Annotated in this window: 11 protein-coding genes and 1 pseudogene; 6 read left to right on the forward strand and 6 right to left on the reverse strand. The window is 70.5% G+C overall.

Translation table 11 applies throughout. From position 1 onward, the window contains the following. Nucleotides 1-132 precede the first annotated feature (132 nt). Entirely contained in the window at nucleotides 133-1,410 is a 1,278-nt protein-coding gene (locus NUM_RS16815) for an FG-GAP-like repeat-containing protein (protein WP_207125805.1), read from the forward strand. A 57-nt stretch (nucleotides 1,411-1,467) separates the two neighbouring features. Beyond that, nucleotides 1,468-2,757, forward strand: a complete 1,290-nt coding sequence (locus NUM_RS16820; RefSeq protein WP_207125806.1) for an FG-GAP repeat domain-containing protein — start codon at nucleotides 1,468-1,470, stop codon at nucleotides 2,755-2,757. Between the two features lie 123 nt (nucleotides 2,758-2,880). Here NUM_RS16820 and NUM_RS16825 read toward each other — a convergent pair whose 3' ends face one another. From NUM_RS16825 to NUM_RS16840, 4 genes are all read right to left on the reverse strand, one after another. Beyond that, a complete protein-coding gene (locus NUM_RS16825) occupies nucleotides 2,881-4,011 on the reverse strand; it encodes an enolase C-terminal domain-like protein (RefSeq protein WP_207125807.1) in 1,131 nt (376 codons plus the stop codon). 67 nt (nucleotides 4,012-4,078) lie between these two features. Then, nucleotides 4,079-4,846, reverse strand: a complete 768-nt coding sequence (locus NUM_RS16830; RefSeq protein WP_207125808.1) for an SDR family oxidoreductase — start codon at nucleotides 4,844-4,846, stop codon at nucleotides 4,079-4,081. Next, complete coding sequence (locus tag NUM_RS16835) at nucleotides 4,843-5,874, reverse strand: zinc-dependent alcohol dehydrogenase (RefSeq protein WP_207125809.1); 1,032 nt, start codon at nucleotides 5,872-5,874, stop codon at nucleotides 4,843-4,845. The genes NUM_RS16830 and NUM_RS16835 overlap by 4 nt, the downstream gene beginning before the upstream one ends. 56 nt (nucleotides 5,875-5,930) lie before the next feature. Continuing rightward, nucleotides 5,931-6,605: an RraA family protein gene (locus tag NUM_RS16840; RefSeq protein WP_207125810.1), complete on the reverse strand. Its 675-nt coding sequence runs from the start codon at nucleotides 6,603-6,605 to the stop codon at nucleotides 5,931-5,933. Between the two features lie 236 nt (nucleotides 6,606-6,841). On the opposite strand from NUM_RS16840, the gene NUM_RS16845 reads away from it, so the two are divergent. The 3 genes from NUM_RS16845 (at nucleotide 6,842) to NUM_RS16855 (ending at nucleotide 10,272) form a co-directional block, all read left to right on the forward strand. Then, nucleotides 6,842-8,146: an MFS transporter gene (locus NUM_RS16845; RefSeq protein WP_207125811.1), complete on the forward strand. Its 1,305-nt coding sequence runs from the start codon at nucleotides 6,842-6,844 to the stop codon at nucleotides 8,144-8,146. Between the two features lie 47 nt (nucleotides 8,147-8,193). Then, nucleotides 8,194-8,940 (forward strand): FadR/GntR family transcriptional regulator, encoded by a 747-nt coding sequence (locus tag NUM_RS16850; RefSeq protein ID WP_207125812.1) that lies wholly within the window; start codon nucleotides 8,194-8,196, stop codon nucleotides 8,938-8,940. A gap of 138 nt (nucleotides 8,941-9,078) precedes the next feature. Then, nucleotides 9,079-10,272, forward strand: coding sequence for an enolase C-terminal domain-like protein (locus NUM_RS16855; protein WP_207125813.1), 1,194 nt, complete (start codon nucleotides 9,079-9,081; stop codon nucleotides 10,270-10,272). A gap of 33 nt (nucleotides 10,273-10,305) precedes the next feature. On the opposite strand, the gene NUM_RS16860 is transcribed toward NUM_RS16855, so the two are convergent. Next, nucleotides 10,306-11,598, reverse strand: a complete 1,293-nt coding sequence (locus NUM_RS16860; protein WP_207125814.1) for an RNA-guided endonuclease InsQ/TnpB family protein — start codon at nucleotides 11,596-11,598, stop codon at nucleotides 10,306-10,308. Between the two features lie 15 nt (nucleotides 11,599-11,613). On the opposite strand from NUM_RS16860, the pseudogene tnpA reads away from it, so the two are divergent. Continuing rightward, nucleotides 11,614-12,030 (forward strand): annotated as a pseudogene (tnpA, locus tag NUM_RS16865) (IS200/IS605 family transposase). Nucleotides 12,031-12,199: 169 nt separating this feature from the next. Here tnpA and NUM_RS16870 read toward each other — a convergent pair. Next, nucleotides 12,200-12,814: a TetR/AcrR family transcriptional regulator gene (locus NUM_RS16870; protein WP_207125815.1), complete on the reverse strand. Its 615-nt coding sequence runs from the start codon at nucleotides 12,812-12,814 to the stop codon at nucleotides 12,200-12,202. Nucleotides 12,815-12,816: the final 2 nt, after the last annotated feature.

The raw sequence follows: 12,816 nt of genomic DNA on the forward strand, positions 1-12,816 counted from the left end.
TGCTGGTCCGAGCGCGGCCGGGTGCACGGGTCGTCGGTCGAACGCCCGATGCCGAGGCGGCGTGGCCTGTCTACATTCTGGGCAAACTTCGCGGTCGGCGCCGACCCGGTACTCCACCCGAGAGGAGACGAGGTGCCCCACTCGCACAGGAGAGCCTGGCCGCTCCGGATCGCCGCGCTGGCGCTGGCGGCGGCAGCCGCGCTGGTCGTTCCCACCGCCGCGGTGGGCGCACCGGCCGAACCGTCGACGATCTCGCCGCACGTCGGCGCGTGGGGCGGGTACTCCAACGGGCAGATCCCCACCTCGGCGCTGACCTACCTGGGCCGCAGCGCGGACGGGACGAACCTGTACCTGCGGCGCGACGCGGCGATCTCGATAAGCCGGATGCAGGCCGCGTACCACGCGCAGACCGGTGGCACGCTCGCCATCAACGAGGGTTACCGCGATCTCGCCACCCAGTGGTACTACTGGAATCTCTACCAGTCGGGGCAGGGCAACGTCGCCGCGTATCCCGGCACCTCCAACCACGGGTGGGCGCTGGCGGTCGACTTCAGCCTGCCCGGCAACCAGTTCTCGTGGCTGCAGGGCCATGCGGCCGGGTACGGCTGGAGCTGGGCGACCGGGCAGGCGGCCGGCGAGCCGTGGCACTGGGAGTACGTGCGCACCGGACCGTGGTCGCAGGAGCCGATCGCCGACTGGAGCGGTGACGGCTACGCCGACGTCCTCGCGGTGTGGGACAACGGGGAGTTGCACTACTACCCGAACAACGGCCTGACGCTGAGTGGCAACAGCCTGATCGGACACGGCTGGGGCACGTTCCGGTTCGTCACCGCGGCGGACTGGAGCGGCGACGGGTACGCCGACGTGCTGGGTGTGAATGCGGCGGGTGACCTGTTGTACTACCCGCACAACGGCGGCGGGCTGAGCTCGCCGCTGACGATCGGGCACGGGTGGTCGTCGTTCCGACAGGTGATGGCCGCGGACTGGAGCGGTGACGGGCACGCGGACGTGCTCGGCGTCGACGCCGCGGGCGACCTGCTGTACTACCCGCACAGTGGCAACGGGCTGGGCTCGCCGGTCCAGATCGGCCACGGGTGGTCGTCGTTCCGACAGGTGATGGCCGCGGACTGGAGCGGTGACGGGCACGCGGACGTGCTCGGCGTCGACGCCGCGGGCGACCTGCTGTACTACCCGCACAACGGCAACGGTCTGAGCTCCCCGGTGACGATCGGGCACGGGTTCCAGAGCTTCACGTCGGTGGTCGCCGCCGACTTCAGCGGGGACGGGCACGCCGACATCCTCGCCGTCGATGCGGCCGGTGACCTGTGGTACTACCCGCACAGCGGCAACGGATTCGGCGCCCGGGTGCAGATCGGCCACGGCTTCGGCAGCTGCACGTTCGTCCTCTGATCCCCGCCGGTGAACGGCATCGACGGGATCGGCGTGGGCACGAGGAAAGGAGAACGTATGTTCCGCAACGGATCGGGTGGCTGGCGAAGATGGGCCGGTGGCAGCGGCCTGGGGATGGCCGTCGCCGTGGCCGCGGTGGTGGTGCTGTCGAGTACGACGGCGTCGGCGGCGCCGACCGGCACGAGTGTCGGCCTGCCGAGCTACGTCATGGCCCCGCAGAGCTGCGACTACATCCCGCCGAACCCCGACCTGTCGGTCGCGAAGACGGTCTACCGGGTCGGCCGCCAGCTCGGCGCGAGCAGCAAGGTGCTGCTCGCCGGGTTCGAGGCCGGTCTGGTCGAGTCGAACATGAACAACCTGCCCTGCGGCGACCGCGACTCGCTCGGCGTGTTCCAGCAGCGCCCCTCCCAGGGCTGGGGCACCGCCGCACAGATCATGAACGTCGCGTACGCGTCGAACTCGTTCTTCACCCGCGCGATCAACGTCGCGGCCGCGTATCCGGGACTGTCGGCCGGCCAGGTGGCCCAGAAGGTACAGGTCTCGGCCTACCCGGACCGCTACGACCAGGCGCAGGGCGCGGCCAGCGCGCTGATCGCCCGGGTGAAGCTGGCGCTGAGCGACCACGTGTCGGACTTCAGCGGTGACGGCTACGCCGACGTACTCGCGGTGTGGAACAACGGGGAGCTGCACTACTACCCGAACAACGGCCTGAAGCTGAGCGGCAACAGCGAGATCGGCCCGGGGTGGGGTACCTTCCGGTTCGTCACCGCCGCGGACTGGAGCGGCGACGGTGCCGCCGACGTGCTCGGCGTCAACGCCGCCGGCGATCTGTTGTACTACCCGCACAACGGCAACGGGCTGAGCAGTCCGGTGAAGATCGGGCACGGTTGGTCGACGTTTCGTCAGGTGATGGCGGCGGACTGGAGCGGCGACGGGCACGCGGACGTGCTGGGCGTCAACGCCGCCGGTGACCTGTTGTACTACCCGCACAACGGCAACGGGCTGAGCAGTCCGGTGAAGATCGGGCATGGTTGGTCGACGTTTCGTCAGGTGATGGCGGCGGACTGGAGCGGGGACGGTCATGCCGACGTGCTGGGCGTCGACGCCTCGGGCAAGCTCTGGTACTACCCGCACAACGGCAACGGGCTGAGCTCTCCCGTCGAGATCGGGCACGGTTTCCAGACGTTCACGTCGGTGTTCGCCGCGGACTTCAGCGGGGACGGGCACGCCGACGTGCTCGCCGTCGACTCCGCCGGCTACCTCTGGTACTACCCGCACAGCGGCAACGGGTTCGGGACCCGCGTCCAGATCGGCCACGGCTTCGACACCTGCAAGTTCGTCCTCTGACCCACCATGGGCGCACCGGCGCCGCCCGGCTTCCCTCGCCACCCCCGACGACGGGACCCCTCAAGACGGGCTGCGACGACCGGTGCGCCCATGGTGCCGAACTCCCGGCATCGGCCCGGGCGGCTACAGCACGGCGACGGTCGCGTCGTCGATGAAGTCCCAGTCGTAGTCGATCCCCAGGCCGGGCAGGTCCGGGACCGCGGCGTGTCCATCGGTGATCCGCAGCCCGGCTCGTAGCCCGAAGTCGTAGTCCTGCAACGGATACAGCAGTTCCAGGTAGGTGCAGTTGGTCATGGCCGAGGCGCACTGCAGGTTGATCAGCTCGAGTGCATGGTAGATGCAGGAGTGCAGTTCGCAGCGCATGCCGAAGGCGTCCGCGAGACTGCCGACCTTCATCACCTCGGTCACGCCACCGCGCCACGACACGTCGGTGCGTACCGCGTCGACGTGGCCGTGCGCGATCGCCGCCGACGTGCCCCGGTGCCCCCACGGGCTCGTCTCGGTACCGAGGATCGGGATGTCGAGCTTCTCCCGCAGTCGCTGCTGGCTGTGCCAGTCGACGTCGTGCACCGGCTCCTCCAGCCACCGGTACCGCAACCGTTCCAGCTCCCGGCCGACGATCATGGCGTCCTCGTAGCCGTAGGCGCCGACGGGATCGGCCATCAGCGTGAACGTCGGGCCGACCGCGTCGCGTACCGCCGCGTACAGCTCGAGGTCCTGGGCGAGGACGCCGGGCGGGTGCAGCTTGTAGCCGTGGTAGCCGGCCGCCTGTACCGCGCGGGCCTCCTCGACGTAGGCGGCGGTGCCCTCGGCGTGGAACATCGAGCTGACGTAGACCGGCACCCGGTCGCGCCAGCGGCCGAGCAGCCGGGACACCGAGACTCCGGACTTCTTGCCGATGATGTCCCACAGCGCGTTGTCGAACGGGCCGTAGCTGTAGCTGGGCGACAGCGTCCAGCTGCGGTCGAACCGGCGGAACTCCAGTGCCGCCCGCTCCCGCTCGTAGGCGTCCCGGCCGAGGAAGAACTGCTTGATCGGCACCATCGCCTCACCCGCCGCCCGCGGGTTCAGGGTGGCGAACCCGAACGACGTTCCGGCCGTACCGTCCGCGGTCGTCAGCGTCAACACCAGAAACGGCGGTCGGGTGCCGCCGCGCAGGTTCGCGGCGGCGGTGACGTCGGCAGCCGAGTCCTGCCCGCGGCACACCCGGATCGTCACCTCGGTGATGCGGTTGGCCGCCGCGTCGTAGCTCATCGTCTCGACCTCGCTTCCGGTGACAGGTGGGCGGACAGGGGGGCGGGCCGGTCGCCGGCCGACCGGGTCAGCGCCCGAGCCAACCCCCGTCGACCGGGAGGATCGTCCCGGACACGTAGGCCGCCGCGTCGCTGGCCAGGAACACGGTCGCGCCACCGAGATCGGCCGGGTCGCCCCACCGGCCGGCGGGGATGCGGTCGAGGATCGTCCGGGAGCGCTCCGGGTCGGCTCGCAACGGTTGGGTGTTGTCGGTGGCGATGTAGCCCGGCGCGATCGCGTTCACGGTCACCCCCTGGCCGGTCCACTCGTTGGCCAGCGCCCGGGTCAGCCCGGCGATGCCGGACTTCGCGGCGGTGTAGCCGGGGATGTTGATGCCGCCCTGGAAGCTGAGCAGCGACGCGGTGAACACGATGCGGCCGTGGCCGCGGGCCAGCATGGGCCGAGCCAGGATCTGGGTCAGCGCGAACTGGCTGGACAGGTCGACCGTGAGCACCTCGTCCCAGTCCTGCAGGGAGTGCTCGGCGGCCGGGGTACGGCGGATGGTGCCGGCATTGTTGACCAGGATGTCGATCCGGGTGGCCTCGTCGGTCACCAGCGTCTCGGCGAAGTCGATCACGGCTGCCCGGTCGGCGAAGTCGACCCGGTGGCCGGTGAAGCGGCGGCCCAGCGCCCGCACCCGTTCGGAGACCTCGCTGGAGTCGGGTTCGAGGTGGGCGGACGCGGCGATGATGTCGGCACCCGCGGCGGCCAGCGCCTCGGCCATGGCGAGCCCGATGCCCCGCCGGGCGCCGGTGACCAGGGCGGTGCGGCCACTGAGATCGAAGGACGAGTTCACGCCGCCTCCCGCTGCCGTTCGAGTTCCACGAGTACCTTCAGCTCCGCGCCGTGGCCCAGCGCCGTCAGCGCCGCGCCGGTCTCCTCCAGCGGCACCGTACGGGTGATCAGCCGGTCGGCCGGCACGACCTGCCGAGCGAGTAGCTCCACGGCGGTGTCGAAGTCCGCGCGCTGGTAGACGCGGGCGCCCACGACGGTCAGTTCCCGCCAGAAGATGCGATGCAGGTCGACCGGGCGCGGTTGCCCGTGGATCGCGACCACCACCAGCCGGCCGCGCACCTTGACCAGGTCGGTGGCCGACAGTACGGCCGAGGCCGCGCCGGAGACCTCGAAGACCACGTCGGCGCCGGCCCCGCCGGACCAGCTGTCGACCCACCCCGACAGGTCGCCGGCACCGGGATCGATGGCCCGGAAGCCCAGCGAGGCCACCACGGCACGGCGGTGCGCGTCCGGCTCGACCACCACGACCTCGGCACCGAACTCGGCCGCGACGGTGGCGATGAGCACCCCGATCGGCCCACCGCCCAGTACGACGACACGGTCGCCGGCGGCGACCTCGCCGCGGCGTACGTCGTGCACGGCGACGGCGACCGGTTCGGTGAGCGCGGCGTGCCGCAGCGAGAGCGTGTCGGGCAGCCGGACCAGCGTGTCCGGCCGTACGTTCCAGCGCTCCTGCAGGGCGCCGGGCGAGTCGATGCCGACGAAGTCGAGGTTCTGGCAGATGTGCTGGTGGCCGGCGCGGCAGGCGGGGCAGGTGCCGTCCCACACCAGCGGGATCACGCTGACCCGCTCGCCCGGCGCCCAGCCGGTGACGGACGCGCCGACGGCGGAGATCGTGCCCGACATCTCGTGTCCGAGCACGGCGGGCATGCTGACCCGGCGGTCCATGTCGCCGTGGAACACGTGCAGGTCGGTGCCGCACAGCCCGACGTAGGCCACGGACAGCTGCACCTGGTCCGGCGCGGGATCGGCTACCGGCAACGACTGCACCGAGATGTTCCGGTCACCTCGGTAGGTGGCGGCGCGCATGGTCGGCTTCCTCTCGACAGGAGATGGATCGGGTGGGGGCGGCGCGGATGCGGGTGTCACAGCACCCCGTAGGTCGTCCAGACCTCGCCGATCGACCGACCGGCCAACAGCTGGTCGAGCACGCTGGACTCGGTGGCGGCCCGCTGGTTGGCCCGGGACACCGCCTGCTCGTGCACGCCGTCGGGCACCACGACGATCCCGTCGGTGTCGGCCAGTACCAGATCCCCCGGGGCGACGTCGACGTCGCCGCAGCGCACCGGCACCTGGGCGGCGACGATCTGCATCCGGGCCCGGTAGTCGAGCGGACGGGTACCGGCCGAGAAGACCGGGAAGCCCAGCGCCTCGACCTTCGGGCGATCCCGCGTGTAGGAGTCGCAGACCACGCCGACGGCACCACGCCCCAGCGCAGCGGCGGAGAACAGCTCGCCCCAGTACGCGGTGCGCCGGTCGCCGCCGGTGGCGATGACGATGACCTCGCCCGGCCGCACCCCGTCCATGAACTCGATGAACGGGCGGTACGGGTCGGGCGCCCGGTACGCGTCGTCCACGCTGGTGGTGACCGGGGCGAACCGGAGCGTCCGGGCCGGCCCGGCGATGCGCGCGGGCCGCTGCAGGGCGCCGATGTCACCGGTCATGACCTGCCCTCGTACGCCCAGCGCGTCCAGGGAGTCGGACAGTTGGTCCGAGGTGACGCGAGCGTCGAGTTCGGCACGGGATCGAGCGCTGGGCACAGCGGCGTCTCCTTGCGAGGGTTGTGGCGGATCTTGCTCCGAACCGTAGAGCAACTCCTGCAGAGCGTCAACAGATTGGTTGGACCGCACGGCGAAAATGTGGCGTAGGTCTTGCCATGAGCGGGAGAGCGTGATCTATTGGCCCAACCAATATCGTCCCGCGTTCGCCTACTCGGTCGGAGCCCGCCGGAGCCGAGAGAGCCCGCCGCGGTCGCACGACTCGACGAGGAGCACTGATGACATCCACCCTGGGGCGCGCCAGCCGGGTCCGCTGGCAGATCGCCGGGCTAGCCGGACTGGGCACGGTGATCACCAACATCGACCGCTCGACGATCAGCGTGGCGCTGCCGTTCATGGGGCACGACCTGCACATCCCGCCGCTGGTCGAGGGGCTGGTGCTGAGCTGGTTCTTCCTCGCCTACGCGATCGTGCTGCTGCCGGCGGGGGTCCTGGTCGACAAGCTCGGCGCTCGGCTGGTCTACGGAGTCGGTGGGTTGCTGTGGGGCATCGCCACCCTCGCCACCGCGGCGGTCACCGGCATCGCCTCGTTGCTGGGACTGCGACTGCTGCTGGGCATCGGCGAGGCGTCGCAGTACCCCTCGTGCATCCAGGCGACCCAGCGCTGGTTCCCGTCGCGCGAGCGCACCACGGCCACCGGGCTCTGGGACATGGGCGCCCGGGTCGGCGGGGTCATCACCCTGCCGCTGGTGGCCGGGATCATCGCCGTGGCCGGCTGGCGGGTCGCCTTCCTGGTCGTCGGCGCCCTGGCGCTGCTGTGGGCGGTCGGCTGGCTGATCGAGTACCGCGACCCGCAGCGGCACCGCCGGGTCAATGCCAGGGAGCGGGAGCTGATCGGTACCGCCGGGTCCGACGCCGCGCCGGCCGACCGACCCAGGGCCCGCTGGCGCGAGCTGTTCCGGCACCGGTCGACCTGGGCGCTGATCCTGGGGTACTTCTGCTTCAACTACACCGCCTACTTCTTCATCACCTGGTTCCCGTCGTACCTGGTCAAGGACCGCGGGTTCGACCTGCTCAAGCTGGGCTTCTTCGGCGCGATCCCGGGCCTGGTCGCGGTGGTCACCGAGCTGGCCAGCGGGTTCCTGCAGGACAGGTTCATCGTCCGGGGGCGGAATCCGATCCGGGTCCGGAAGGGGTTCATCGTCAGCGGCATGCTGGTCTCCAGCGTGATCGCGCTGGCGGTACTGGTCCCCTCGGCCGGCGCCGCGCTGGCGTTGCTGGCGGTCAGCTACGGTGCGCTGCTGATCGGTGGGCCGTCGCTGGGCACGTTCCCGGCGATCTACGCGCCGAGCAGCTCGCAGACCGGCGCGCTGGCCGGGGTGCAGAACTCCGCCGGCAACGTCGCCGGGTTCCTCGGCCCGATCGTCACCGGCGCCATCATCACCGCAACCGGCTCGTTCGTCCTTCCGTTGGTACTGACCGGTGCCATCGCCGTCATCGGCGCCATGACCTTCCTGGTGATCCTGCCCAACCGCGGCCACGCGGCCGTCGAGGCGGACCAGGCTGCCGTGGGAGCGGTGTGACTGTGGCCCAGTGGCGGGCAGGCATGGCGGAATGAGACGCTTCCGCCATGCCTGAGGACACGCCGCCGCAGCAGTCCCGCGACGCTTCGGCCGTCGATCTGATCGTCGGCCGGATCAAGACCCACATCACCTCCCGCGGGCTCGGACCGGGCGACAAGCTGCCGCCCGAACGGTCCCTCGCGGCCGAGATGAACGTCTCGAGGAACACGATCCGGGAAGCGCTCGGCGCGCTGGAGCGGATCGGGGCGATCGAGATCAAGCGCGGTTCCGGCGCCTTCGTCCGCGAATGGCGGGCGCACTCGCTGCTCGACGGCGTCGAGTTCATGATCGACGTGTCGCCGATCGCCACCCTGGTCGACTTTCTGACCCTACGCCGGATCATCGAGGCCGAGGCGGCGGCACTGGCATCGGTGCGGATCACCGACGAGGAACTCGACGAACTGCATCGGTGCCTGCTGTCGATGCCGGAGACGCCGGGGACCGAGACCACGACCTCGCCCGAGACCGTCGCGGCGGACATCCGGTTCCACCAACTCGTCAACGAGGCGGCCCGGAACCCTGCCCTGACCGCACTGGACGCCACGCTCAACAGCACGACGTTCCGGCTGCGGGTCGGCGGTGGGCTCTATCGCACGAGCAGCCGCCCGACCGACGCGCGCAGCGAGCATGCGCCGATCTACGCGGCGATCCGGGACCGGGATCCGGCCCGGGCGAGCGCCGCCGCGGCCGCGCACGTGGGCGCGGTCGAGCGTCGGCTGCGCGAAGCGCTGACCGACGTCGAACCGGCGGGCTGAGGCCGCGACCGCGCGTGGCCGACCTGGCCGTAAATTGGTTGGGCCAATATCTAGCGTGCTCTCGTCATCTGGCGTAACCTTCGGCGAAACGCGATCCGTGTGGCCCAGCCAATCGCCAGATCTGCCGGGGGAGTGTCCGTGCGCATCGAAGCCATTCGTCCCGTCCTGCTCAGCTACGACAACCGCGACGACCCGCCGCTGGAGTGGGTCGGTGGCCGCATCTGGGCCTGGAACGCCGCCCTCGTCGAGGTACGAACCAGCACCGGCGCGGTGGGGCTCGGCGAGGTCTCCCAGGCCACCATGGCCGCCGAGGCGGTACCGGGGCTGCTCACCGCGCTGCGGCCGTACCTGCCCGACGGCGAGTTCGCGGCGATCGCGATCGGCGACCAGCTCCGCTCGTACACCCGGTTCTGGGCCCGCGGCGGGATCGCCTCCGGGGTGATCGCGGCGGTCGAGCTGGCCTGCCTGGACGCCGAGGCCAAGGAGCAGGGTGTCCCGTTGTGGCAGCACCTCGCCGGCCAGCTCGACCAGCTCGGCCACGCCGGCGGTGCCCGGGTCGATCGGGTGCCCGAATCGATTCGCGGCTACGCGAGCGGCGGGTTAGGTGTCACCGAGCAGCAGGTCGCCGGCTGGGTGGCCGAGCAGGAGAGCGCCGGCTTCGAGACGGTCAAGATCCGCGCCATGCGCGACCCCGAGACGACGGTCGGCCTGCTCGAGTACCTGGCCCCCCGGCTTCGCCCGGGCACCCGCGTCGCGCTGGATCTGGTACAGGGCTGCGCATCCCGGCCGTGGCGGATCGCCGACGCGATCGAGGTGGGGAGGGCGTTCGAGTCGATCCTGCCGTACCACTGGTACGAGGAGCCGTGCGCGGCCGAGGACGTGCCCGGCTACGCGGAGGTCACCGCGGCGCTGACGGTCCCCGTCTCGGGAGTGGAGAGCTACAGCGTGCGCGAGGACTTCGGGCACCTGATGGCCGCCGACGGTGTGCGCGTCGTGCAGCCCGACGTCGGCATGGTCGGTGGTTTCAGCCAGTTCGCCCGCGTCGTCGCCGATGCGCGCGATCGCGGAGTCGACTCCATCCCGCACGTGTGGGGCAGTGGCGTGCAACTGCTCAACAGCGCGCACGTGGCTTTCGCGCTCGGGATGCCGTTGCTCGAGGTCTGCACGCTGAAGAACCCGATGCGCGAGGCCACCCAGGGCAAGCCGTTCCCCATCGTCGACGGCGTGATCAGCCGGGCCGACCTGAACGAGCCGGGCAGCGGCGCGGTCCTGCCCGCCGACGCCGAGCAGCGGTTCGCCTTCGTCCCCGCGCTCGGCATGAAGATCACCTGACCGTACTTGCGGACGTCGCCGCGCCGCGGGTCGTCAGGCGGCCGAACAGGGTGCGCGACCAGGGCCGTTGGCATCCTCTCCGCCCGATAGGACGGAGATCCCCTCCACGCTGCGCGCCGAACGCGCGGCGTCCGGGTGGGTTACCGCTTCACGGCGCGGTGCCGGCACGGACGCCGGTCTTACCTGCGCTCCACGGTCGTTTGAGTTGTCCGCCTGCCCGGCGGCCAACACGTTGATCGCCGCGTTGATGTCCCGGTCGTGGACTGCCCCGCACAAGCAGGTCCACGACCGGACATGCAACGGCTTGGGGCCATCGATCCGGCCGCACGCCGAGCACGTCTGGCTGGTGGGCGCGAACCGGTCGATGCGGCCGAAGGTCCGCCCGTACCGGGCGGCTTTGTACTCCAGCATGTCGGTGAAGCTGGCCCACCCGGCATCGTGCACCGACTTCGCCAGCCGAGTCCGGCCGAGACCGGCCACGCACAGGTCCTCGACATAGATCGCTTGGTTGTCGCGAACGATGCTCGTGGACAGCTTGTGTTGCCAGTCCCGCCGGGTATCGGCCACCCGCGCATGGGCGAGAGCAACCTTGACGACGGCCTTCTTGCGGTTCTGGCTCCCGCGCTGCTTACGCGAGAGATTCTTCTGCAACTTGCGCAGCTTGCGAGCGGCTCGGCGCAGAAACCTTGGCGCGGGCACCTTGGTGCCGTCCGACAGCACCGCGAAGTGGGCCAGGCCCAGGTCGATACCGACCTCGGAATCGACCGGAGGCAACGTCTCGTCGGTGGTCTGCACGACGAACGAGGCGAAGTACCGGCCGGCCGCGTCCCGGATGATCGCCACGCTGGACGGGGCCGAGGGCAGCGTCCGCGACCAGCGCACCGACAGGTCGCCGATCTTCGGCAGCCTGAGCCGGCCGCTGTCGAGCACACGGAACCGGCTGTTCTTGGTGAACCGGATGGCCTGCCGGTTGTCCTTGCGGGACCGGAAGCGGGGCGGGGCCAGCTTGCGGCCCTTGCGTTTGCCCGTGATCGAGACGAAGAAGTTGTGGTAGGCGGTGTTCAAGTCCGCGAGGGCCTGCTGCAACACCACCGCCGACACCTCGCCCAGCCAGGCCCGCTTGGGGGTCAGCTTCGCCTCGGTGATCACCCGCCGGGACAGCTCGGCGTCGGAGATGTACTTCTCGCCCGCCTCCCGCGCGGCCTGGCGCAGGCGCAGCCCGTCGTTGAACACCACCCGCGCGCACCCGAATGCCTTGGCCAGCTCGACCTGCTGGTCGGGCGTCGGATACACGCGGAAGTTGTACCGGAGCTGCACGAGAAGCATCGTACCGGTTCCTTTATGGCAGAACTTGAAGGTATCCGCTCCGATAGGAACTGTGTTTCGCGATGGACACCCATTTGGTTTTCGTATCGAAGTTCCGACACAAGGTGTTCACCGTCTGGCACCTGACCCGGATGGAAGCGATCATGCGGCACGTCTGTGCCGGCTTCCAGGCGGAGCTGGTCGAGTTCAACGGCGAGAACGAGCACGTCCCCCTGCTAGGCACCTTCCCGCCCAAGATGGCGGTGGCCCGACTGGTCAATAGTCTCAAGGGCGTCTCCTCGCGCCACCTGCGGCAGGAGTTCCCCGACCTTGTACGCCACTACTACCAGGCCAACAAACTCTGGTCGGGCTCGTACTTCGCAGGCTCCGTCGGCGGCGCACCGCTGAGCGCTGTGAAGCATTTACATCCAGCAGCAGAACCGTCCCGCATAAGACACTGCCCAGGCCCTGACGGCCCTCCCAGCTCGGGCCCTCACTCCCGACCTGAAGGCCGAAGCACTGGCCCGCACCCCGGTAGCGGGTGTTCTGGAACGCGGTGACCTGCCAGGTGCCGTCCTGGCGGACCAGCACGTAGGTCACCGACGACAGGCGGCCGAGGCACTCACCAACCGAAGTCGAGGAGGGCCGGGTCGGCCGGATCCAGGCCGAGCGTGCGGGCGATCAGCTCGCGCAACGAGGTGGTCAGCCGCGCCCGGGCGTCCGGATCGGTCAGGTACGCCGCGCGGTTGGGGCTGCGGGTGACCGCGGTGAGCAGGTCGAGGATCAGCTCGGCGGTACAGCGGGGCTCGGCGACGGGGAATCCGGCGAGGATGTCGGCCAACGGCGGGCCGAGCCGCTGGATGAGGTCGCGGTGGAAGGCGGCCGCCGGGGTCTCGTCGCCGAGGACGACGGCGAGCGTGCGGGGGAACTCACCTCGCCGCGACCGCAGCTCGCGCATGCCGCGGAAGACGGCGCGGAGCCGGTCGGTCGGCGTACCAGGTAGGGTGCCGGCCTCCCGCAGCACGCTCTCGGCCTCGTCGAGCAGGCCGTCCAGCGACGCCCGCAGCACGTCCTCCTTGGACGCGAAGTAGTGGTAGAAGCCGCCCTTGGACAGGCCGGTCACGGCCAGCAGGTCGCCGATGGTGGTCGCCCGGTAGCCCTTGACGACGAAGACCTCTTCGGCGGCGGCCACGAGCGCCCGCCGGCGGGGATCGTGCTGGGTCGCGGGCCGGCCCATGC

Source organism: Actinocatenispora comari, from assembly GCF_017312725.1.
Taxonomy (GTDB): domain Bacteria; phylum Actinomycetota; class Actinomycetes; order Mycobacteriales; family Micromonosporaceae; genus Actinocatenispora; species Actinocatenispora comari.